Below are 20,331 nucleotides of genomic sequence, written 5' to 3' on the forward strand. Positions count from 1 at the left end.
CGACATGGCGAACGTCATCAACCTGAATCGTTTCCGGAAGCGCGCCGAGCGGGAAGCCACGGCGAAGCAGGCGCACGCCAACCGAACGAAGTTCGGCCGCACGAAGGCGGAGCGGTCGGCGGAGGAGACGCGCGCGGACCAGGCGAAGGCGCGCCTGGACCAGCACCAGATCGATCGCGAGGAGCAGCCATGAAGTCGCCCGTCGTGAAACGGTCGATCGTCGTTGCCGGTCACAAGACCAGCGTCAGCCTGGAAGAGGCGTTCTGGAACGGCATGAAGGAGATCTCGGGCCTGCGCAACATGACGCTGTCCGAGCTGGTCGGCGAGATCGACGGCAACCGCCAGCAGGGCAATCTGTCCTCGGCGATCCGCCTGTTCGTGCTCGATTACTTCAAGAGCCGCGCCATGGCCGCCATCCAGGCGGAAAAGGTCCCGGCCCAGTAGCCGACTTGGCGCCGATCCCGGCGCCAATCGCCTCCGTCACGAAGCTGGTACTTTAAAATCACTCTAAGGTGCAGTTTCAGCGACCGAGCGCGCTTGACCTCGATGCCCTGCGTTGAAAATACAGGGCATGACCGACATCCATGATACGCGTCCGCAGATGCCGCTGGGCCTGGCCCAGCGCGGCTATACCGGCGTCATCCAGCACCTTTCCCCCAAGGACGCGGGCTCGGCGCTCTCGGACATCGAGCTCGAGAGCCGGCTGATCGAGCTCGGCTTCGTCGAGGGCGCCCGGGTCGAGGTCCTGCACGAGGGGCTGGTCGGGCGCGATCCGATCGCGGTACGGGTCGACAGCATCACCATCGCGGTCCGCCGTCGCGAAGCCATGGCCATTATCGTCGCCTGAAGCGACCGGACCCCAATTCCATGGAATTGCCCCTACTTCATCTCGCCCTGGTGGGCACGCCAAACAGCGGTAAGACCTCGCTGTTCAATGCGCTGACCGGCAGCCGGCAGAAGGTCGCGAACTATCCCGGCGTCACCGTCGAGCGCAAGGAAGGCTTCTTCGTCACGCCGTTGGGCCGCCAGGTCTCCGTGGTCGACCTGCCCGGCACCTATTCGCTGCGCGGCCGCAGCCCGGACGAGGAGATCACCCGCGACTTCGTGCTCGGCAAGGCCACCGGCGAGACCCTGCCCGACCTCGTGCTGTGCGTGGCCGATTCGACCAATTTGCGCCTGACCATCCGACTGCTGCTCGAGCTCAAGCGCACCGGCCGGCCGATGATCCTCGTGCTCAACATGTTCGACATCGCGACCCGCCGCGGCATCACTGTCGACGTCGCGCGGCTCGCCAAGGAGCTCGGCGTGCCCGTGGTCACCTCGATCGCGGTGCGCAAGGGCGGCACGGCCGACCTGCTGTCGCTGACCGACGAGATTTCGGCAAAGCTCGCCGCCGAGCCGGGAGAGAATAATTGGCGGGCGCTCAGCGTGGCCGATCTGCGCGCCACCCAGCGCGAAGCCGACCGCATCATCGCCGACTGCGTCAGCCTGCCTGCTCGCCCCGACACCTGGACCGCGCGGATCGACGCGATCGTGCTGCATCCCGTCGGCGGGCTGATCGTGCTCGCGGCCATCCTGTTCGTGATGTTCCAGGCGGTGTTCGCCTGGGCGCAGCCGCTGATGGAGCTGCTCAATTCGGGTTTCGACTCCCTCGGTGAGTTCGTGCACGCCACCCTGCCCGCCGGCCTGCTGCAGAGCTTCCTTCAGAACGGCGTGATATCAGGCGTCGGCAGCGTCATCGTGTTCCTGCCGCAGATCATCATCATCTTCCTGTTCATCCTGCTGCTGGAAGATTTCGGCTACATGGCGCGTGCCGCGTTCCTGATGGACCGCATCATGGGCGGCGCCGGCCTGCACGGCCGCGCCTTCATTCCGCTGCTGTCGAGCTTTGCCTGCGCCATCCCCGGCATCATGGCGACGCGCGTGATCGACAACAAGCGCGACCGGTTGACCACGATCCTGATCGCGCCGCTGATGACCTGCTCGGCGCGCATTCCCGTCTACACGCTGATCATCTCCGCCTTCATTCCGGCCAGGGACGTCTGGGGCTTCATCAACCTCCAGGGCCTGGTGATGTTCGGCCTCTATGCCGTCGGCATCGCCAGCGCACTTGCCGTCTCGTTCCTGATCAAGTTCTTCATGTTGCGCGACTATGCGCCGGCGCCGTTCATGCTGGAGCTGCCGGACTACAAGATGCCGCGGCTGAAATCGATCGCGATCGGCGTCTATACGCGGGCCAAGATGTTCCTGCACCGCGCCGGCACCACGATCTTTTCGATGATGGTGCTGATCTGGTTCCTGGCCTCGTTCCCGCAGCCGCCCGCGGGCGCAACCGAGCCGGCGATCGACTTCAGCCTGGCCGCGATCATCGGCAAGGCGCTCGAGCCGCTGCTGGCGCCGGTCGGCTTCAATTGGCAGATCGCGGTCGCGCTGATCCCCGGCATGGCGGCGCGCGAGGTCGCGGTCGCAGCACTCGGCACCGTCTATGCGATCGAAGGCGGCAAGGAAGCGGCCGAGCAGATCGGCCAGGTGCTGGCGACGAAATGGTCGCTCGCGACCGCGCTGTCGATGCTGGCCTGGTACATCTTCGCCCCGCAATGCGCATCCACGCTGGCCGTGATCCGGCGCGAGACCGGAAGCTGGACCTGGATGGCCGTGACCTTCTTCTACATGCTGGTGCTGGCTTATGCAGCGAGCCTTCTGACCTACAATGTCGCGCTCGCGTTCGGGGCGGGCTAAGCCCCTCTCGAAATTCAAAAACGCGAAAACAACCCCATGCACAGTAGACCGACGCTGTGAGATCAATGGGTTAGGCGTGTGCTAAATCAGCTGACCGTAGCTGGCCCGACCCAACGCCGTCATACAAGGCCGGTTGCGCCGTCGGGCAAAACAGGCGCATGATGGCATTGTCCGAGAATTGGCCAGACGCTCGGTGACGGCCAGATACTGGGGCGTGGCACGCCTTCTCAGCCGCTGGCCTGTGTTGCCGGGAACGACGCGGTGAACACCGTTTCATCCCGCATCGACGACGCGGCGATCAACCCGCCATGGGCGCGCGCGATCTCCTGGGCGATGTACAATCCGAGCCCAAGCCCCTTCTGGTTCGGCAGAACGTCGCCACGATCGAACGCAGTGAAAAGGCGCGGGATCGCATCCGCCGGAATTGGCGCGCCTTTGTTGGCAACGCTGAGATCGAAGCCGGCTTCGGTCGTCTGCGCCAGCACCCTGATCGGCTCGTCGGCGGCTCCATAGGAAATCGCGTTGCCGAGAAGATTGGACAGCATCTGACCTATGCGCTCGGCATCGATCCTCACAGGTCCCGGAACGTTGACGACTGTTTCGATGACGCGATCCGGATGCACGTATTCGAACTCCGCGACAATCTGCTTGATGACAGGCTCGAGCGGCTGTTCTTTCAGCTTGAGCTGCATCCCGGAGCCGAGCCGCGCGCGGGCGAAGTCCATGACATTGTCGATCAGGCCCGCCATCCGGGCCACGCTTCCCTGCAGCAGGTTGATCCAGCTCTTCCCCTCGTCATCGACCTTCTTGTTCAGAAGCCGCAGCCCGCCCTGGATCGAGGCAAGAGGGTTTCTGAGGTCGTGACCGAGCACGGCGATGAACTGCTCGCGCAGTTCGGCATTGCGTTGTTCCAGCGCGAGCCTGTTCTCGATCAGCTCGACGCGCTCGGCCGCGTCGAGGTGAGACGCGATCAGCTCCGCAAAAAGCTTGAACATGCCGATGATCTCGGGGGTCCGAAGCTTGCGCGGCTTCGGATCGATGGCGCAAAGAGTTCCGAAGAATGAACCGTCGGGAAGAATGATCGGCACGGAGATGTAGCTTTGGAAGCCATATTGCGCAGGTGTGTGATGCGTGCAGTACGCGGCGTCTTCGCTGACATTCTCGATGACGACGGCGTCACGGCTCTGCCGGATCTCATGGCAGATCGTGGTCTCGACCTTGAGCTCGTCACCGGGTTTCAGCCCGAACGCAAGCTCGTCACGCGAGGCACAGGTGATCCACCTGTCCTCGGTGACGCGGGCAACGGCGGTAAACCCCATGCCGGTGGTCCGGCTGACCACGTCCAGGATGGTCGAAACCGCAGCGATTCCGCTGACCCTGGCTATGTCGCGCTCGAAATCCATTGCCACTCCGCTTCAGAACATTCGCTGGAACCGTACCCCCCAACGAAGCGCGTCCTCGCAATGGTAAAAAGCACTGACAGCCAAGTTATTCCGCGTCAATGTTGCTCGACGCCTCGCCTTGGAAGCGGCTATCTGTTCCCAATGGAACACTTCAGCACGGCTAGGCTAACCGCCGAGAGGCTTCGTGAAGATCACCTGGCCGACCTCGTCGCGTTGCATCTCGATGCCGAGGTGTCCCGATATTTCGGCGGCGTGCGTCCGGCGGAGAGGACGAAGCCCCCCCCGGGATTCGAAGCGAGCATCCGGCTCAGCGTACTCGCTCGGTGCGTTCGCTCGGTGTGGTGGAGCCTGAGCTGACGCCTTCTTGGTCCGACTCGCTCTCCGGCTCCCGGATCAGCACCGCCGGTTCGTCATAACCCTTGCGGCTGCTGTAGAACACCAGCGCCATCAAGCCGATGCCGACCACCAGCGAAAACACGACACCGAGCACCAGTGCGACATAGCCCGACGCTGGCACCTCCGTTGTCGTGCTGAACCAGCCGAGATAGCCGAGCGCGCCGGCACCGACGAGGAGGGCGCATAACACCGCTATGACCGCCCATCTGGCGATCTTGCCGTCCCCGGGAGCGGGTGATTCCGGTTGCCCGTCTGTGCTGTTCATGGATCTCTCCTCATGGCGCACGCGTCGCGCGGTCGTCCCATTGCGCTAGGGGGCGGTGACCTTGGTCGCGATCGCGTGCAGGGCCGCCGTCATAGCGACAATTGCAGCCTTGGCCGGCTCGCCGATGCCATGACGCCCGGCGATATACGCCGGATCATTGTAGGACAGCCAGGTCGCGCCTTGTTCGTCCTGCCAGACCAGCGCCTTCAGCGGCAGATCGATGCCGCTGGTCTGCGACTGCTGCATCAATGGCGTACCACCCCTTGCGTTCCCGAAGATGATGAGATTGGTCGGGCGCAACGGCAGGCCGGCAGCAGCGGCGCCCGCGGCATGATCGACATGGGCGAATATTGTGAGGCCCTTGGCCGTCACCTCGGCTTCCAGCCGCTTCATCGTCTCTTCAGGGCCGAAACTGCTCCTGATCGTGATCAGTCCGTCGACGGCCATTGCTTGGGTCTCCCATAAACATGTCGCAGCAACCAGGACGAGGATCTTGAGCAGCGCCGAAACCCTCATGATCACACGCTCATTTCTTGCGGAATAGTTTTGCCGGATCGAATTCCGGGTCCGGAATGAAGCCGTCGCGGTTGGGCATCTTGATCTTCGGCAAGCTGTCCTTATCAACCTTGCCGTCGGGGGGAACGATGCCATTCAGACTCAGGATGTAGGCGGTGACGGCATAGGTGTCGTCGGTGCTGAGCGAACCCGGTGTGGGATATGGCATCGCGCGGTGGATGTAGTCGTACAAGGTCGTCGCATAGGGCCAGAAGCTGCCGACGGTCTTGACCGGCGCGCTGGAGGCGAGTGTGCCCTGCCCACCGGCCAGACGATCCTTGATCCCGCCCTGGCCGTTGTCGCCATGACAGGCCGTGCAATTGTCGGCGAAGACCTGCTTACCCTGCGCAACCGTGCCGCTGCCGACAGGCAGCCCCTTGCCATCGGGTGTTACGTCGATGTCCCATAGCTTGATCTCCTCCGGAGTCGCGGGACGGCCGAAATCGAATGCAGATGCGGGCGCCGCGAGCAGGCCGAGCGCGAGAGCCGCAGCAACAAGCCGATTATTATGCGAGGACATTGCGGACCCTCCCGGCCTCGTCGATGCTCCAGGTCTGCTGGGCGTTGTAGTGGAACAGCGCATTGGTCCCCATCGCAGCGATGAAGGACTGCCGGTCCGGCTGAACATTGCCTTGCTCGTCGGTCGCGCGGCTCACGATCCTTGTCGGCTTACCGTCCCAGACCCAATCCATCTGAAATCGAACCTGGGCCTTCGACAGCACCGGCTGATTCAGCTGCGCCTGTTTCCAGATTTTCGCGCCGTCAGTCGATATCTCGACCCTGGCGATCTTGCCATGGCCGCTCCAGGCGAGACCGGAGATAATGTTGTAGCCGGGCTGGATCTGCATCGTGCCCGAGGGCTGTGTGATGACGGAGTTGGTTTCCATCCTCAGCTGGAACTGGCGGGCCTTGCCGTTGGCGAGCAGCTGCGTGTAGCGCGCTGTCTCCCAGCGGGTCATCCAGGGCTCAGTGCCAAACTTGAGGCGGCGCAGCCATTTGATGTTGAGGTTGCCCTCGAAACCCGGCATCACCAGTCGCATTGGAAACCCGTGCGCGGGGCGCAGTGGTTCGCCGTTCTGACCGTAGGCGACAAAGGCCTCGTTCACGATTTCGTCGGTCAACGGAATGCTGCGGTCGACGCCCGCGCCGTCGCCTCCCTCCGCGAGCATCCAATTCGAGTTCTTCTCCTTGCCCGCGAGACCAATGAGGAACTTCAGCGGAACGCCAGTCCACTCATTGGTGCTGACGAGGCCATGCGTGTTCTGCACCGTCAGGTCAGGGTCTGCCTTCTTCCAGTTTTCCCAGCCGTTTCCGGTGCATTCGATAAAGACCACGCGCGTGACGGACGGCATCCGCTTGAGATCGTCGACGCTGAACACCAGCGGCTTCTGAACCAGGCCATGGATGAGCAGACGGTGCTGCGCCGGATCGATGTCCGGCACCCCGGAATGGCTGCGCTCGTAATGCAGATCGGTTGGCGTGATGTTGCCCACCAGCTTCTGATGCGGCGTCTTGGAGTTGATGGCATCACTGGGGTCGACGTTGCGCTTGCCTGGTGTTGCCTCGGGAATGCGATCGATCTTGACGAAGCGCGATCGTTCGCTGTGAGCACCGAGATCGGCGCCGGGCCCGCGATCAGGGATTTCGGCCAGGGTTTGCGCCGCCGCCGCTTCGGTCGCAACCGCCCCCAGAACGCCCGCCGACAGGCCTCCCACGAAACCGCGGCGCGAGACGCTCGCGGGCCGTTGCAGTGATTCGATTTGCGTTTTGGACGTCATGCAATCTCCGTCGAGCTTCGTGCTTGTTTGGGAATTCCACCGCTTTTCCATGGAGACATTGACCGGATGCCGCCGAAATTGCCCGTTAGGATGTGTTAGAAATCATGAGGGGCGGCGAAGGCGCGCATCTTGCCCTGCTCCGAAAACGGCTATCCGGGTCCATGGATCATTTCAGCACAGAGAACCTGACTGCCGAGAGGCTTCGTGAGGATCACCTCGCGCACCTCGTCGCATTGCATCTCGATGCGGACGTGTCGCGCTATCTCGGCGGCGTCCGTTCGGCGGAGAGGACCAAGACCTATATCGATGCGAATATCGCGCATTGGGACCAGCATGGCTTCGGGCTGTGGGTGCTGCGAACGAAAGACGGGGCATTCGCCGGGCGAGCGGGCATCCGGCACATCCTGGTGGACGAAATCGACGAGATCGAGATTGCCTATGCGTTCAAGCGCGAATTCTGGGGCCGCGGACTTGCAAGCGAGATCGCCACGGCGCTGACGGATATCGGACTGTTACACTACGAGCTACCGTCCCTCATCGGCCTGGTCTATGTCGGCAATGGCGCATCGCGCCGCGTCCTGGAGAAGTCCAACTATCTCCTCGAGCAAACCACGTTCCGTCACGGCGAAGACGTCGTGATCTACCGGATTCGGCGGTGAGAGACGGCCTGGCGATCACCCGGTGCGCAGGCGGACAACCGATTGCGGCAGGGAGGCCAGAAACAACACCGCGCAAACGCACAGCAGGACGATGTCCTTGAACAGAAATTCGCCGGTCAGATTCCACGCCATCGGATCGGATGAAAGGCTCCATTTGACGACGCCCGGGGTCGTGAAGAAGAACGACCAGGTGATCGCGAAGGTCACCATGCCCATCAATGAACCGAGGGCGGACGAAACCGGGCTGAAGCTGCCGGCCGCGAGCAGCGCCGCGATCACGAATTCAGCAACACCGAGGACATAGGCCTCTCCCCTCAGGCCGAACACCGACAGCCAGGAGATGAACGGGCTGTTGCTGATGAACTGCGCGATGCCCTGCGCGGATTGCGGCGTGAATTTCTGCATACCGAACGATACGAATATGATCACCATGACCCAGCGGAGAAGTGCGAGAGGGCGATAGGAACCGCCCCCGACCTCAGCGATGTTGAACTCTTTCATCCGACCATGTCTCCCCGGTTTCACATCCATCAGCTCTGCGAGACTACGCTCGCTGAAGGCTGTACGAAGGAGAGCTTCCGGCGTTACCCGCGTCGGCAAGTTCCGGAGATCACAGCTGCGTGCGATGCGTGTGTCCGCGTGGTGGCCGCGCAGGCTGGGACTGCGCTGCTGTCGGCGAGGTAATGTGCCATCGAAGGAGCGACGGCGGTGCCCTGCTCTCCGTCATTGCGAGCACAGCGAAGCAATCCAGACTGCCGCCGCGGAAAGAGTCTGGATTGCTTCGCTGCGCTCGCAATGACGGTGTGGAAGCGGCGCTATCGCCCGGTTGGAGCGGACGCCTACGAGTCTTACCTGAAATACCCCAACACGAGATCGACATCCGCGCTGCCGGCCGCCGTGCCGTTCAGCTCGGCGTCGAGGACGCGACGGCAAGCCTCGATCGCGGCATGATCACCGAGATCGTTGGCGGCTTCCAGCACGAGCCAGGCGGCATCGACCGAGGCCTGGTCCGCTGCTCCGCCGCCGATCTCGCCGGCTGCGGCCTTGTTGAGGTTCTTCTTGCGAACGGCGGTGCCGAATTGAGGCAACATTGCAGATACTCCCTCTCGCTCAGTGTACCTGGAGCTCGGGCTGACGGCCCGCGTCGGCACCCGCGGTCTTGCGCGACTGGTAGAATTTCAAGACGCTGCGCGAGGTCTCGATCTTGAGCTTGCCGAAATCGCGCTCGTTGTCGTGGAGCTCGCGCGCCGTGATCAGATGATCCTTGGCGCCGAGGAACAGCAGCGACATCGTGGTGTCCCAGGAGAAATCGAGGGCCTTGCACAGCACCAGGATCATCTCGCGATTGCGGTCCATCATCGCCCGCTCGATCACGTCGACCGGCAGCGACGACAACAGCGACAGGCCGATCTGCACCTCGTCGAAGCGATGCTGGCGCGCATAGTTCGAGATCGAGTCCTGGTTGAGGTTGCCCTGCCGGTACTGCGTCGTCACCACGCGCTTGGCGACGAAATAGCTGCGCGAGGACGGCCCGAACTTGGATTGCAGGTCGCCGGTGACGTCGCTTACCGAGCTCTGGATCTGCGCCATCATTTCGGGGCGCTCGTGCTCGAGCCGGCGGCGGACGTCCTCCGACGCCTTCGAGATCAGCTGCTGGAAGATGTGGCGCGGCACGTCCTTGCGCAAGCCAAGCTGCTCGGCAAGAATCGAGTCACCCTCGGCGCGGCGGACCATGTGGAGCAGACCCGAACCGGAGAAGCGCGCGCCCTCGTTCCTGGCAACCGACGTCACGACCTCCTGGTCGCCGCGCTTGACGAGCACGTCGGTGACGGCCTCCCCGATCGACTTGCGCTGCGCGATCGCGAGCAGATGCAACTGGCTCTTGGTCATGGCGCTCTCGACCAGCAGCTTCTCGTCGAGACGATTGGAGTCGCGCAGTACGGGACCGGCGACCTCGATCTCGTCGGCGGTCGCGAGTTGCGCAATGACATTGAGCGGAGCGTGATCGCAGGCTGCCATGACCTCGGAGAGTTGCACGCGCGCAGCAACCTCGATCTCGTCGGCGAGCCGACCGATGACTTCGCCGAACGTGCTGATCTCGTCGTCGCTGTAGCGGCCGGTGATCAGAATGTCGGTCGCGTGCCACAGCGCCTTGGTCCGGCTTTCGTCGGTGCCGCGTGCGATCGCGTCGTCCAGATCCTGCAGAAGTGTTGTCGCGCCGTTCATCCCGATGACCCCAGTTCTTGGCTAGCCATCCTGCTTGTGCCGGCAGGACGCCGAGTTCCTCTGGGACCAGAGACTAGGGAACAAACGCGAGAATCCGGTAAAGTCGTCAGATCAGTTTTGCCGAGCAAAATTCGTTAAAAAGCCAGGGAAACAGTCAAGGATTCGACGGCGTCAGGACCAGCGGCGGCTTTGGCTTGGGCTTTGCGGGCGGCGGGCCGGGGGCCGGCCTGACGTCGATCGGCGGGGGCAACGGCGCGATCTGCGTGCTTGCGAGCGGCGGGCTTGTCAGTGGAGGGCTTGTGAGTGGAGGGCTTGGCGCTGCGGGAGCAGCCTGCGGCGCCTTCGGCGTCGGCGCAACCCTGATATCGGCCTTGGGTTTCGGCGGCGGCGCACGGCGCGGATCGCGGCCGGGCATCGGCACGTCCAGCAGCGACGGCTCCGGCGCCGGATCGGGCGAGACCAGCGTCGGCAGTGCGGCGGTGGCCGGCGGCGGCTCGCCGCGCTCGATGGCGTCCAGGCGGCGCGTCTCGCGGTCGATCGTGCGCACCGCGAGCCACGACGACAGCGGCCCGAGATCGACGGTGCGATTGAGCCTGTCGGGGGGACCGGCCGCGAACAGCTGGATTTCCGGCGGTGCGCCGGAGAGCCCGGTCATGATCGGCGTCAGGCTGGCGCGGATGTCGGCCTGGTCGGCGGGGATGTCGTAGCCGCCGGAGACGATGGCACGCGCGTTCTTCGCCTCCAGCGACGTTGCGCCGACGCGCAGGCGCCCGTCGCGGATCGTGAACGGGATCTGCGCCGAGGCCACTGCAATCGGACCCGCCGACAGTGCGGGCTCGACCAACTGCCGCAGCCGGTTGTCGTCGGCAACCTGGCCGCCGTCGCTGGCACGGATGGCGATCTCGAAGGCGCGCGGATTGAGGCCGGAGATTTCAGCGGATTCGAGCGTCACCGTGCCGTTTCCGGCGAGCGCGCCGGTGAGCGCCGCGACGCTGCGGCCCTGACTGGTCAGCGCCATCTGCGCCGAGGCGCGTCCCTTCGGCAGCGCGAGGTCGCGATAGCGTAGCGCCGCCGCGTCGACTTTGCCGAGCTCGATGCGCGCGTTCAACGTCAGACCATTGGCGCCATTGCGCGCATCGAGGCTCGCCGACATCTCGCCGCCGCCGACGCCGCCCTTCATTGCGTCGAGAGCGAGCGACTGACCGTCGCTCCGGATCGTGCCGCCGAAGGGGCGCAGCTCGATGCCGCCGGGCAACGTGCCGTGCAACGCCTGGAAGGCGACGCGGCCGCGCCAGCCGCCGAGAAGCCCGGCACTCAACGGCGCATTGGCATCGTGTCCGGCCGCGCCGATGGCCACCGCGAGCGCCGGCACGAGGTCGAGCGTATCGAGGCCGACTTCGCCGTCGACGGTCTTCTCCGGATCGAGCGTCACCGCCAGATGCCCCCGTAAATGCGATCCGGCCACGGTGCTGTCGAGATCGTTGAAGGTCAGGCGGTTGCCGGAGAGGCCGACGCGCGAGGATAGATTGACGCTCTGCACGGATTTATCGGCCGGGCTGGTCCCGAACAGCGGCGCCAGATTGGCATTGCGCACCCGCAAATTCACGCTGCCTTTCGGCTCCGACAATTCGACGTTGCCTTGTGCGTCCGCGTCCAGCCCGCCGCCGCTGAGCTTTGCATTCAATTGCAGCTGATGGCGCCACGCACCGCTCAAGCGGCCTTCGAACTGCGAAGCGCCCTCGCCTGCGGCCACCACGCGATCGAGCCCAAGCAACGCCAGCAGCGAACTGGCCTGCGGTGTCGAGACTTTCGAATCCAGCGTGAAGTCGCTGTTGCGCAAGCGGTCGATGTCGATGCCGTTGACGGCGGCCACCGGTGTCTGCGCGGCCAGCGTCGCGGTGGCCTTGAGCTGCGGCGCGTCGAGCTCGATCACCGCGCGCGCATCGTTGCGATCGGCGTGCTCGGCGTTCTTGTCGAGGCTGAGGTCGAGCTTGAGGCGGGTCGCACCTGGCAGCGTCGGGATGGCGTCGAAGCGCGCGCGCACCGAAGGCGCAAACGGCTCCATAAGTGCGGTGAGATCGCGCAGCGAATTGGCGGAGGATTTCAGCGCGAGCTTGCCCGTCGCCTTGGCGCGGTCGAAACTGCCGCTCGCTTCCGTGGTCACGCCACTGGCCTGGCCGAACCGCAATTGCTCCAGCGAGAGCGATGCGGGCCCGTAGCCGAGTTTCGCGGTGAACGGACGCAACTCCTGCCCGGCCGAGATCGCGCGGCCGATATCGAGCGAAAGCTTCGCTTCCTCCGGCCATTCGCCTTGCGGCCCCGAAAGCGCGCGCACAAAACTTGCGGCGGCATCGAGGTCGAGGCGGTCGGCCTTGAGCTCCGCGTCGATCCGCGAGCCCTTGCTCGCGCCGGTCTGGACGAAAGCGATGCGGCCTTCGACCGCGCCGCCCTCGATCTCGGCTTTCAGCCTGTCGATGGCGAAATGGTTGGCGGCGATGGTCACGTCGCCGGCAAGGCGCAGCGGCCGCGTGCTGCGGCGGTTGACCTCGTTGCGACCCTGGAGCCAGGCCACCAGCGTATCGGGATCGGAGGAATCGACGCTGAGGCGGCCGCTGAAACTGTCGGCGCCGGGTGTCGCACCGTTGAGCGAGAGCTGCGTCTGGCCCGGCGCGCGCAGCTCGAGCCGCTGGAAGGTCCAGGATCGTCCGTCGGTCGCAAGCTCGGCCGTGATGTTCTGGAGCGGACGGCCGCCGAGCATGATCTGGTCGGAGTTGAACTCGATCTGCGCCGGGATCGGCGCCTGCGGGATTGCGGCGAGCCCTGCGCGGAGCGCCGGGAGGATGCGCTGCGGCTCGCTAGCGTCTTTAGCCGTGAGCTTGTCGGCATCGACCTGGCGCGCAGACAGCACCCCACGCAGCAGCGGCGAAGCGCCGAACCTGATATCGCCTACGCCGCCGAGCTTCAGCGCGGTGTCTTCAGTGCCGAAGCTGGCGTCGATCTGCTCGAACTTGGCGCCGGCCGGATCGGCCTTGAGTTTTGTGGTGAGCTTCCAGGGCATCGGCCCCGCCTCGCCCGGCTTCTTCGGCGCCGGCACCGCGAGCGTCAGCGCGCCCTCGAATTTCGGCAGGCGGTTGTCGAAGGCAAGCACGCCTTCGAGATCGGCCAGGATCGCACGCTCGCCGGGATCGATGTTGAGGTGGAGGCGGGTGGCGTTGCCGTCGGCGCTCGGGCCGGAGGAGACGCGGAACGGATAGCGGACGCCAGTGGCGGTGAAACTGCCGTCGCCCCGGACCGAGCCGGCCAGCGAGCGCACGTCGCCGGAGAAGGCGATGTCGTTGAGCTCGAGTGTCGAACGGCTGGCGGCATCATGCAGGGCGATGCGGCCGGTGAGGTTCAGCCGCTCGATCGCCAGCGAAGCCAGATTGAAGCTGCCGCTCGCGGTGGAGGGCAAATCGACCCGCCCGCGCGCGTCGAGGCCGAGATCGACCGCCATGCCGTTGACCGAAAGCTCGGTGGCGCGCCATTCGCCGCGCATCAGGGAGCTCAGGCTGAATTCGACGTCGAGCTTGTCGGCGCGCAGACGACCGAGATCGTTGTTGCCGCCGAAGGTGACCCCGCGCAGCCGCAGCGTCGGCGCCGGCAACAGCCGCGCGTCGAGCTCGCCCGCCACCCGCACCGGCACGCCGATGATCCTGCCGGCCTCCGCTTCGAACTGGGGCCTGAACTGGTTCCAGTCGACGAAGTAAGGCCCGATCAGAGCGGCCAGCAGCGCTAAGATAAAGGCAATCGCCAATCCGAGCAGCGTCGTCTGCACGGGTCTCCCCTCGGCCAAACCGGATGCGGGCCTTGCCTGAGCCGCAGGGCCTCAGACGTACCGGAACAGCCCCTTATATAGGGGGAAGTGTGGCGAAGTCACAGCGACTGTTGCGCGCGGAGGTTAACGCCGGCGGCTATCACCAGCTCGCAGGCAGCCGTTTCAGGCCGCGCAGCACGAAGGTCGGCCGCCATTCCGGGTTTTCGACTTCGTCGATGCGCAGATCCGGCAGCCGACGCAACAGCGTGGCGATGGCGATCTCGGCCTCGAGTCGCGCCAATTGGGCCCCCAGGCAGAAATGGATGCCGCCGCCGAACGACAGCGGCCTCACATTCTGGCGGGTGACGTCGAGCCGGTCGGGGTGGTCAGAATAGACCGCCGGGTCCCGGTTGGCCGAGCCCAGCAGGCAGAGCACGGTCTCGCCCTTCGGGATCTTGGCGCCGCCGACATCGTCGATATCCTCCAGCGCGACCCGCCCGGTCATTTGCACCGAGGAATCGTAGCGCAGAAACTCCTCGATCGCGCCCACCATCAGCTCCGGCCGCGCCTTCAAAAGCGCGAGCTGGTCCGGATTGCGATGCAGCGCAAGCAGGCCGTTGCCGATCAGATTGACCGTGGTCTCGTGGCCGGCGCCGAACAACAGGATGATGTTGGCGGTCAGTTCCTCGTTGGTGAGCTTGTTGCCGTCTTCCTCGGCCTGCACCAACTGGGTGATGAGATCGTCGCCGGGGTTGCGGCGGCGCAGCTCGAACAACTGCTGGAAATACATCTGCGCCATCATGTTGCCGGCGTTGCCCTTGGCGATCTCCTCCGGCGAGAGCGGCACGGGGTCGAGCAGCCGTCCGCCGTCGCGCGAGCTGTTATAGAAAGTTTCGCGATGGTCCTCGGGGATGCCGAGCATGTCGCAGATGATGGTGACAGGCAGGCGGAAGGCGAAATCCTCGATCAGGTCCATGTGGCCGCGGTCGATCACGGCATCGATGGTCTGGTCGACGATCGCCTGGATGCGCGGCCGCATGTCCTCGACGCGGCGGGCGGTGAAGGCCTTCACGACGAGGCCGCGCAGGCGGGTGTGGTCGGGCGGATCGGCCTGCAGCATCCAGTGGCTCATGCTGCGGAAGACCGGCTCCTCCATGATCTTTTCGCTATAGCGGCGCTTGGAACGCTCGACGAAATCCTTGCCGAAGCGCTTGTCGCGCATCACGAGGCTGACATCGGCATGGCGGCTCGTGACGAACTGGCCGAACGGCGTCACGTGGATCGGAAAGATCCCGCGCAGCCGCTCATAATGCGGATAGGGATCGCGGATGAAGTCGGGCGACAGCGGGTTGAACAGCGGACCGCCGGTGCCTTGCACGTGCTCGTTCATGGTGACCTCATATCGGTTGCCGCATGAATCGCATACGCCGGGCAGCCCCTCTTGCGCAGCGTAACCACCCCTGAATTATCAACTCGATACATTGTTGTATCGAGTTGCATTCTGCCCTAAACTGCTCCGATGTCAAGGGTGAGAACCAGGCCGACCAGGGACGACACGCGCGACAAGCTGTTCCAGGCGGCCGCGCGCGTGTTCGAGCAAGACGGCATCGGCGGCGCCAGCATCGAGGCGATTGCAGCCGCGGCCGGCTTCAGCCGGGGCGCGTTCTATTCCAACTTCAAGAGCAAGGACGAGCTGATCATCGCCATGCTCGAAGACCATGTCGCGCAGTCGATACGGCGCAACATGGACATCCTCGCGCAGCACGACAATCTCGACGACTTCATCGCCGCGCTGAAGGCGATGGATCGCACCCGGCAAGACCCGCTCGGCCGCTCGCCACTGCTGCACATGGAGATGATCCTGTTTGTCGCGCGCGCCGAGAAGCGCCGGCCCGAACTTGCAAAACGCCTGCGCGCGCGGCGCAAGCTGGTCGCCGACATCGTCGAGGCCACGCTAAAGAGCAACGCGAAAGGCGACACGCTCAATCCGCCATGGATGGCCTCCGTCGTGCTGGCGCTGGAAGACGGCTTTCGTCTGCACCGCCTGATCGATCCGGAGACGACGCCGGCCGACAGCTTTCTGCGCGCGATCACGGATTTGCGGCGCAGGACGGGATTGTCGTCGGACTAGCGCGCCCTCTTTCGTAACTTCGCTGTTCCCGCTCGTCATCAGTTCGCTGCGCTTCGCAGCTGGAACCTGACCACGATCATACGCGCGCATTTTCCACATCGTCATACCGATCCAAGGAACGTTTCGGTGGCCTGCCACTTTATCCCGAGCCTGTTTTGGCAATTTGATCATTGGAGGAGACAGCGATGAGGATTCTGAAATTGTCTGCGGCCGCAGCTGCGCTGCTGGCCGGTACGGCGCTCGCCGTGGCGCAGTCGAGCTCGACCGTCGGCACTGGCGGCTCGTCAGCCGGCGGTGGCACCAGCAACTCGACCGTCGGCACGGGCGGTTCATCGGCGGGTTCGGGCAGCGGATCGGGCTCGGCCTCGACGCTTGGCACCGGCGGCTCGTCGGCCGGCGGCGGCACCAGCAGTTCGTCCGTCGGCACCGGCGGCTCTGCCGCGGGCAGCGGCTCAGGCTCCGCCTCGACGCTCGGCACCGGCGGCTCGTCGGCGGGCGGCGGCAAGAGCTCGTCCAGCGTCGGCACGGGCGGCTCTGCGGCGGGCTCCGGCTCCAACTCGGCATCGACAGTCGGCACCGGCGGCTCGTCCGCGGGCGGCGGCAAGAGCGGCTCGACTGTGGGAGCGGCCGGCTCCTCCGCGGGACATGCCAGCGACATGGGCATGGAAAAGGGCAAAGGTCACCACAAGGACGAGATGAAGAAGGACAAGGACTGACATCCCGGCCGGCGGAGCGGCAGCAATGCCGCTCCTTCGTCCTTCCTGAGGAGGACTGGCATGAACAGATCAATCGTTGCGATCGCAGTTTTGACTTTGATAAGCAGCGCCGCTGTGGGGGAAACCATGCAGAAAACCGGCAAGACCGCATCCGGCGAAACCTGCCGGGTCACGGTCGAAAAACATCCTGACGGCAGCATCACCGCGCTGGGATCATCGGGTTCGGGCACAACCGGCTCGACCTCATCGAGCGGCTCGCTGTCGAGCTCGAGCTCGGCCGGCGGATCGTCGGTGCACGTCCAGGCTGGCGGCGGCAACGTGTCGAGTTCGTCCTCGACGGCCGGCGGCCCCGGTTCGACCAGCGCGAGCACCGTCACAGTCAACGGCTGCACCATCTCGACATCGTCGCCATAACAAAAGGATTTCACAGATGAGAATGTTAATCGCGACCTCGTCGGTCGCACTCCTGCTCGCCGCCGCCTCTCCGTTGTCGGCGCAAACCAGCATGACCGGCGGCACCGGGGGCTCGGCTGCGGCCGGCGGCACCTCGGCCAGCACGCTCGGCACCGGCGGCACGTCGACGTCGGGCTCCGGACAGACCGGCTCCTCGATTGCAGCCGGCGGCAGCGCCGCGTCCGCCAACGGCAAGGCGCAGTCCGGCACCAGCATGAACAAGGGCAACGGTCCGGTGCTCAATTCCAATGCGCGCGCGCAGGCGCATGAGGGTGGTACGTTCAGCCGCTCCCACACCCGCACGAAAGTGAAGGCGGGCGAGGAGGTCGGGTCCACCACCAAGACCATGTCGCACGTGCCAGGCTCCAAGCCGACCATGTCGACGACATCGACAAACGTGCGCTGAAACATCCTCACGACACTGCTGCCCGCAACCTGCGGGCAGTTTTTTCTTTGTGAGCAGGTTTTTCTTTGTGAACGGATCAACCGCCGCTCAGCGTGCGGCTGACGCGGGTCACGACAGCAGCCCACTGCCGCTTCTCGGCGGCCGGATAGTTGATCAGCACGCAATGCACGTAGCGGCGGCCAAAGTTGCAGCGGTCGTACCAGATCTTGCCGCCGCGGGTGCTGGAGACCACGAAGAAGCGCGGCGTGATACGCTTGTAGGTAATGCCGGAGGGCGGATTCTTCCGCGCCAGGAAAGCCGCAGGTGAGCTGCCTTCGTTCGGAACGGCCTTCACCGTCAGATCCGCACGGCCGTCGCTGGTCCGGTACTGCATGCCGTAGCCGTCCGGCCGGCCGGCTTGCTCGGTGAAGATGGACGAAGGGATGTCGACGCTGGTCCCGGTTTCGGGAATGCGATAGCCACTCCAGCTCTCCGCACCGGCAGCGGCCGGCAAGCTACAGAGCATCACAAGGATGGTGGCGATCTTTTTCATCGTATGAACCGGTTTGCGCTCGACGGCCGACAACGTGGAGAAGCGCCGGACGTTCCTTTCCGCGACGTGAACGCGCGGTTGCTCCCGGTCGGCTCACCGGACGTTGCAAGCCGGATGACGCCGGACCCTCGTCAAGCCGCGAGCGTCTCGTCCACGCGTCCAAGAGCCCGGCGAAGGGCCGCAAAGCAGTCTGCGTCTATTTGGGTGCCGACCATCTCCGACATGATCGCAAGAGCTTTCGTCACTGGCATCGCGGCCCGATACGGCCGTTCCGCGGTCAGCGCATCGAAGATATCCGCGGTCGTGATGATTCGGGTGTCCAGGCAGATCTGGTCTCCCGCGAGCCCACGGGGATAGCCTTTGCCGTCCAGCCGCTCGTGATGCGCCCCGGCGATCGGAGCGAGATCGCCAAACGCGCCGATGCGCGACAGGATCGCTTCCGAATGCGCGGAATGCTTGCGCATGATCTCCCATTCGAAATCGTCAAGCTTACCCGGCTTGTCGAGGATTGCGTTGCTGACGCCGAGCTTGCCAATGTCATGCAAAAGCGCGGCACGCTTGAGCCAGCGTCGGCGCTCGGCAGTGAACTCCAGCTGCTCCGCGATCATGTCGGTAAAAAGCGTGACGCGCTCGCTGTGGCCGCTGGTGTAGGGACTTTTGGAATCGACCACCTGGGCGAAGGCCGCCGCGATGTCATCCAGATAGTCCTCATCCACCGGCGCGCTCGCCTGCTGCGGCAGCAGAGGAACAGTCTCGGGCCCGTCTTCAGTGCCAAGCATGTCCCAGAATCCAGGCTGCGCCGCGATGCGTTCAAAAGCGGCAACCAGGTCTGGATCGAACCAGGTGCCCGCTCGATTCCGGGCCTCACGAAGGGCGGCTTCGGGACCGTTCGCGATGTAGAACACATCGACCACCTGAGCCAACAAGGCGAGGCGGGAGTAAATCGGGATGGCCGCGCCGCGAATGCCGAGCGGCTTGCCGCCCCCATCCCAATGCTCATCGAGATTCTTAATGCCCTCCGCGACCGGTTCGGAGAAGCGCATTTTGCGGGCGATGTCGGCGCCGCGATGGCAGCGCGTCTCGATCAGTTCGCGAGCGATCTCGCCGCCGTTCTGGAAGATATTGACGATGGCGCGAAACCGTTCGGCCAGACCGGCCTTCAGCCCGGTATGGCCCAGCACGAAGCGCAGCGCCTGCGGCAGGCTGCCGTCAATGAGCTTGAAATCCTGCTTGAAGGAGAGATCATCGGTCAGATACAGCTCGCAGATGCGCGCAGCGTTGCTGCTCCAGCCGAGATCCTTCAGCAACAGTACGTAGTAAAGTTCGACGATCTCGTCCTCGCCGAGGCCGATCTCCCTGCCGATCATGACGCCGATGCGGCTGCATCGCACGCAATGTCCGGCCGGCTGCCCCTCCGAGAGATCGAGCGCGTGGCTCAGCGCACCCAGCAATTCGGAAAGCGTGATCTGATCGAGCGGCTTGGGGGCGTGCGGAATGGGGTCCATTGACGGGGGCTCCGGGAATGGTGCGGCCAGTGAACAGGGCGGATCACATCACCAGTCGATCAACTGAACACCAGAGGATTAACAGGAGGTTGTTCGCGAGCGATCCGTCGACAAGAAGTCTCCGAGATCGCCCTCGCCTGCACGGCAAAGTTCCGTGGCCATCGCGAGAGCGCCCGCTAGCGAGCGCGTTTGCCCTTGTCTGTGGGCAAGGGGCAATTCGTACAAACGCTGTCGTCGCACATGCGGCAGATCGTGAAGCGATCCATCTCGGACGTATCCTGCCGAGCCAACAACTCATGGAGCAGCGCTTCAAGTCGTTTCGTTTCAGCGGGCGACAGCACATCCAGAAGCGACGCGACGGCCGAAATGCGCGACGTCATCAAGTCGTTGCGGGTTGCGGCGCCCTTCGCCGTCAGGTGCAGAGCAACCTCGCGGCCGTCCTGTCCGGGCCGACGTTCGACCAGCCGATCCGACACCAGACGGTCCACCAGCCGGACCGTTCCTGAATGCGACAGGCCAAGGATCCGCCGCAGCTTGTCGTTGGTCATGCCCTGGCCATAGCCGATGACGACCAGTGCGGCAGGCGTCTCGCCGCCGCGGCCGATGACCTCGCGCGCGCCCTGCTCGATCCGATCCATGACGGCGAGCGAAAGCGCGCCCAGCAAATTTGCGATTCCATTTTCCATGAGCCGGACAATATGTGCGGAGCGCACAAAAAACAACTTGACGAATATGTGCGCTCCGCACATATTTCTGGTCGCAGGGGTACGATGA

22 protein-coding genes and 1 pseudogene are annotated in these 20,331 nt (G+C 64.5%); 9 read left to right on the top strand and 14 right to left on the bottom strand.

What is annotated here, in order from left to right; genetic code table 11:
- Window positions 1-4: 4 nt before the first annotated feature.
- The 4 genes from AC0L3P_RS13040 (at window position 5) to feoB (ending at window position 2,739) form a co-directional block, all read left to right on the top strand.
- Entirely contained in the window at window positions 5-193 is a 189-nt protein-coding gene (locus AC0L3P_RS13040; protein WP_473302159.1) for a DUF4169 family protein, read from the top strand.
- Complete coding sequence (locus AC0L3P_RS13045; protein ID WP_007600962.1) at window positions 190-444, top strand: ribbon-helix-helix domain-containing protein; 255 nt, start codon at window positions 190-192, stop codon at window positions 442-444. Before AC0L3P_RS13040 ends, AC0L3P_RS13045 begins: the two co-directional genes overlap by 4 nt.
- A gap of 127 nt (window positions 445-571) precedes the next feature.
- On the top strand, window positions 572-847 hold the full coding sequence (locus AC0L3P_RS13050) for a FeoA family protein (protein WP_007600961.1): 276 nt from the start codon (window positions 572-574) through the stop codon (window positions 845-847).
- Window positions 848-867: 20 nt separating this feature from the next.
- Complete coding sequence (feoB, locus tag AC0L3P_RS13055) at window positions 868-2,739, top strand: ferrous iron transporter B (RefSeq protein WP_473302160.1); 1,872 nt, start codon at window positions 868-870, stop codon at window positions 2,737-2,739.
- Between the two features lie 227 nt (window positions 2,740-2,966).
- Here the strand turns inward: feoB and AC0L3P_RS13060 are convergent, their stop codons facing one another.
- Window positions 2,967-4,142 carry a GAF domain-containing sensor histidine kinase gene (locus AC0L3P_RS13060; protein WP_473302161.1) on the bottom strand — a complete coding sequence of 392 codons (1,176 nt, stop codon included), beginning with the start codon at window positions 4,140-4,142 and terminating at the stop codon, window positions 2,967-2,969.
- A 141-nt stretch (window positions 4,143-4,283) separates the two neighbouring features.
- Between AC0L3P_RS13060 and AC0L3P_RS13065 the strand changes: the two are divergent.
- Window positions 4,284-4,418: pseudogene (locus AC0L3P_RS13065) on the top strand (GNAT family N-acetyltransferase); the annotation flags it as partial.
- A gap of 31 nt (window positions 4,419-4,449) precedes the next feature.
- On the opposite strand, the gene AC0L3P_RS13070 reads toward AC0L3P_RS13065, so the two are convergent.
- The 4 genes from AC0L3P_RS13070 to soxC are packed head-to-tail and all read right to left on the bottom strand — an operon-like array spanning window position 4,450 to window position 7,136.
- Window positions 4,450-4,803, bottom strand: coding sequence for a hypothetical protein (locus AC0L3P_RS13070; protein ID WP_354205448.1), 354 nt, complete (start codon window positions 4,801-4,803; stop codon window positions 4,450-4,452).
- 45 nt (window positions 4,804-4,848) lie between these two features.
- Window positions 4,849-5,319: a DUF302 domain-containing protein gene (locus AC0L3P_RS13075; RefSeq protein ID WP_007600956.1), complete on the bottom strand. Its 471-nt coding sequence runs from the start codon at window positions 5,317-5,319 to the stop codon at window positions 4,849-4,851.
- A 10-nt stretch (window positions 5,320-5,329) separates the two neighbouring features.
- Window positions 5,330-5,878: a c-type cytochrome gene (locus AC0L3P_RS13080; RefSeq protein ID WP_275173477.1), complete on the bottom strand. Its 549-nt coding sequence runs from the start codon at window positions 5,876-5,878 to the stop codon at window positions 5,330-5,332.
- Window positions 5,865-7,136 carry a sulfite dehydrogenase gene (soxC, locus tag AC0L3P_RS13085; RefSeq protein ID WP_354257659.1) on the bottom strand — a complete coding sequence of 424 codons (1,272 nt, stop codon included), beginning with the start codon at window positions 7,134-7,136 and terminating at the stop codon, window positions 5,865-5,867. Before soxC ends, AC0L3P_RS13080 begins: the two co-directional genes overlap by 14 nt.
- A 161-nt stretch (window positions 7,137-7,297) precedes the next feature.
- Here soxC and AC0L3P_RS13090 point away from each other — a divergent pair, with 161 nt between their 5' ends.
- Window positions 7,298-7,795 carry a GNAT family N-acetyltransferase gene (locus AC0L3P_RS13090; protein WP_354205443.1) on the top strand — a complete coding sequence of 166 codons (498 nt, stop codon included), beginning with the start codon at window positions 7,298-7,300 and terminating at the stop codon, window positions 7,793-7,795.
- A 15-nt stretch (window positions 7,796-7,810) separates the two neighbouring features.
- On the opposite strand, the gene AC0L3P_RS13095 is transcribed toward AC0L3P_RS13090, so the two are convergent.
- From AC0L3P_RS13095 to AC0L3P_RS13115, 5 genes are all read right to left on the bottom strand, one after another.
- Window positions 7,811-8,296 (bottom strand): YkgB family protein, encoded by a 486-nt coding sequence (locus tag AC0L3P_RS13095; protein WP_354205441.1) that lies wholly within the window; start codon window positions 8,294-8,296, stop codon window positions 7,811-7,813.
- Between the two features lie 347 nt (window positions 8,297-8,643).
- Window positions 8,644-8,886, bottom strand: a complete 243-nt coding sequence (locus AC0L3P_RS13100; RefSeq protein WP_275173462.1) for a hypothetical protein — start codon at window positions 8,884-8,886, stop codon at window positions 8,644-8,646.
- Between the two features lie 19 nt (window positions 8,887-8,905).
- A complete protein-coding gene (locus AC0L3P_RS13105; protein WP_354205438.1) occupies window positions 8,906-10,021 on the bottom strand; it encodes a DUF2336 domain-containing protein in 1,116 nt (371 codons plus the stop codon).
- Window positions 10,022-10,175: 154 nt separating this feature from the next.
- On the bottom strand, window positions 10,176-13,835 hold the full coding sequence (locus tag AC0L3P_RS13110; protein WP_473302162.1) for an AsmA family protein: 3,660 nt from the start codon (window positions 13,833-13,835) through the stop codon (window positions 10,176-10,178).
- 139 nt (window positions 13,836-13,974) lie between these two features.
- Window positions 13,975-15,204, bottom strand: a complete 1,230-nt coding sequence (locus tag AC0L3P_RS13115; RefSeq protein ID WP_473302163.1) for a cytochrome P450 — start codon at window positions 15,202-15,204, stop codon at window positions 13,975-13,977.
- 129 nt (window positions 15,205-15,333) lie between these two features.
- On the opposite strand from AC0L3P_RS13115, the gene AC0L3P_RS13120 reads away from it, so the two are divergent.
- Both AC0L3P_RS13120 and AC0L3P_RS13125 read left to right on the top strand, forming a co-directional pair.
- Window positions 15,334-15,945: a TetR/AcrR family transcriptional regulator gene (locus AC0L3P_RS13120; protein WP_354060633.1), complete on the top strand. Its 612-nt coding sequence runs from the start codon at window positions 15,334-15,336 to the stop codon at window positions 15,943-15,945.
- A gap of 185 nt (window positions 15,946-16,130) precedes the next feature.
- Window positions 16,131-16,661: a hypothetical protein gene (locus AC0L3P_RS13125; RefSeq protein WP_473302164.1), complete on the top strand. Its 531-nt coding sequence runs from the start codon at window positions 16,131-16,133 to the stop codon at window positions 16,659-16,661.
- On the opposite strand, the gene AC0L3P_RS13130 is transcribed toward AC0L3P_RS13125, so the two are convergent.
- On the bottom strand, window positions 16,625-17,038 hold the full coding sequence (locus AC0L3P_RS13130; RefSeq protein WP_473302165.1) for a hypothetical protein: 414 nt from the start codon (window positions 17,036-17,038) through the stop codon (window positions 16,625-16,627). The two genes, AC0L3P_RS13125 and AC0L3P_RS13130, sit on opposite strands and share 37 nt — an antisense overlap.
- Window positions 17,039-17,097: 59 nt before the next feature.
- Here AC0L3P_RS13130 and AC0L3P_RS13135 point away from each other — a divergent pair, with 59 nt between their 5' ends.
- Complete coding sequence (locus AC0L3P_RS13135) at window positions 17,098-17,520, top strand: hypothetical protein (protein ID WP_018454312.1); 423 nt, start codon at window positions 17,098-17,100, stop codon at window positions 17,518-17,520.
- A 76-nt stretch (window positions 17,521-17,596) separates the two neighbouring features.
- Here the strand turns inward: AC0L3P_RS13135 and AC0L3P_RS13140 are convergent, their stop codons facing one another.
- The 3 genes from AC0L3P_RS13140 to AC0L3P_RS13150 all read right to left on the bottom strand — a co-directional run bounded on the left by AC0L3P_RS13140 (window position 17,597) and on the right by AC0L3P_RS13150 (window position 20,306).
- Complete coding sequence (locus AC0L3P_RS13140; protein ID WP_473302166.1) at window positions 17,597-18,052, bottom strand: hypothetical protein; 456 nt, start codon at window positions 18,050-18,052, stop codon at window positions 17,597-17,599.
- A 131-nt stretch (window positions 18,053-18,183) separates the two neighbouring features.
- Complete coding sequence (locus tag AC0L3P_RS13145) at window positions 18,184-19,557, bottom strand: HD-GYP domain-containing protein (RefSeq protein WP_473302167.1); 1,374 nt, start codon at window positions 19,555-19,557, stop codon at window positions 18,184-18,186.
- Between the two features lie 176 nt (window positions 19,558-19,733).
- Entirely contained in the window at window positions 19,734-20,306 is a 573-nt protein-coding gene (locus AC0L3P_RS13150; RefSeq protein ID WP_473302168.1) for a MarR family winged helix-turn-helix transcriptional regulator, read from the bottom strand.
- Window positions 20,307-20,331 lie beyond the last annotated feature (25 nt).

The sequence above is a fragment of the Bradyrhizobium sp. WSM4874 genome, from assembly GCF_055811835.1.

Coding starts and splice junctions, on each gene's coding strand:
- AC0L3P_RS13140 (WP_473302166.1), bottom strand. CDS start 18,052: ATGAAAAAGATCGCCACCATCCTTGTGATGCTCTGTAGCTTGCCGGCC.
- AC0L3P_RS13075 (WP_007600956.1), bottom strand. CDS start 5,319: ATGAGGGTTTCGGCGCTGCTCAAGATCCTCGTCCTGGTTGCTGCGACA.
- AC0L3P_RS13115 (WP_473302163.1), bottom strand. CDS start 15,204: ATGAACGAGCACGTGCAAGGCACCGGCGGTCCGCTGTTCAACCCGCTG.
- AC0L3P_RS13095 (WP_354205441.1), bottom strand. CDS start 8,296: ATGAAAGAGTTCAACATCGCTGAGGTCGGGGGCGGTTCCTATCGCCCT.
- soxC (WP_354257659.1), bottom strand. CDS start 7,136: ATGACGTCCAAAACGCAAATCGAATCACTGCAACGGCCCGCGAGCGTC.
- AC0L3P_RS13100 (WP_275173462.1), bottom strand. CDS start 8,886: ATGTTGCCTCAATTCGGCACCGCCGTTCGCAAGAAGAACCTCAACAAG.
- AC0L3P_RS13125 (WP_473302164.1), top strand. CDS start 16,131: ATGAGGATTCTGAAATTGTCTGCGGCCGCAGCTGCGCTGCTGGCCGGT.
- feoB (WP_473302160.1), top strand. CDS start 868: ATGGAATTGCCCCTACTTCATCTCGCCCTGGTGGGCACGCCAAACAGC.
- AC0L3P_RS13080 (WP_275173477.1), bottom strand. CDS start 5,878: ATGTCCTCGCATAATAATCGGCTTGTTGCTGCGGCTCTCGCGCTCGGC.
- AC0L3P_RS13070 (WP_354205448.1), bottom strand. CDS start 4,803: ATGAACAGCACAGACGGGCAACCGGAATCACCCGCTCCCGGGGACGGC.
- AC0L3P_RS13135 (WP_018454312.1), top strand. CDS start 17,098: ATGTTAATCGCGACCTCGTCGGTCGCACTCCTGCTCGCCGCCGCCTCT.
- AC0L3P_RS13145 (WP_473302167.1), bottom strand. CDS start 19,557: ATGGACCCCATTCCGCACGCCCCCAAGCCGCTCGATCAGATCACGCTT.
- AC0L3P_RS13060 (WP_473302161.1), bottom strand. CDS start 4,142: ATGGATTTCGAGCGCGACATAGCCAGGGTCAGCGGAATCGCTGCGGTT.
- AC0L3P_RS13040 (WP_473302159.1), top strand. CDS start 5: ATGGCGAACGTCATCAACCTGAATCGTTTCCGGAAGCGCGCCGAGCGG.
- AC0L3P_RS13050 (WP_007600961.1), top strand. CDS start 572: ATGACCGACATCCATGATACGCGTCCGCAGATGCCGCTGGGCCTGGCC.
- AC0L3P_RS13045 (WP_007600962.1), top strand. CDS start 190: ATGAAGTCGCCCGTCGTGAAACGGTCGATCGTCGTTGCCGGTCACAAG.
- AC0L3P_RS13120 (WP_354060633.1), top strand. CDS start 15,334: ATGTCAAGGGTGAGAACCAGGCCGACCAGGGACGACACGCGCGACAAG.
- AC0L3P_RS13150 (WP_473302168.1), bottom strand. CDS start 20,306: ATGTGCGGAGCGCACATATTCGTCAAGTTGTTTTTTGTGCGCTCCGCA.
- AC0L3P_RS13090 (WP_354205443.1), top strand. CDS start 7,298: ATGGATCATTTCAGCACAGAGAACCTGACTGCCGAGAGGCTTCGTGAG.
- AC0L3P_RS13105 (WP_354205438.1), bottom strand. CDS start 10,021: ATGAACGGCGCGACAACACTTCTGCAGGATCTGGACGACGCGATCGCA.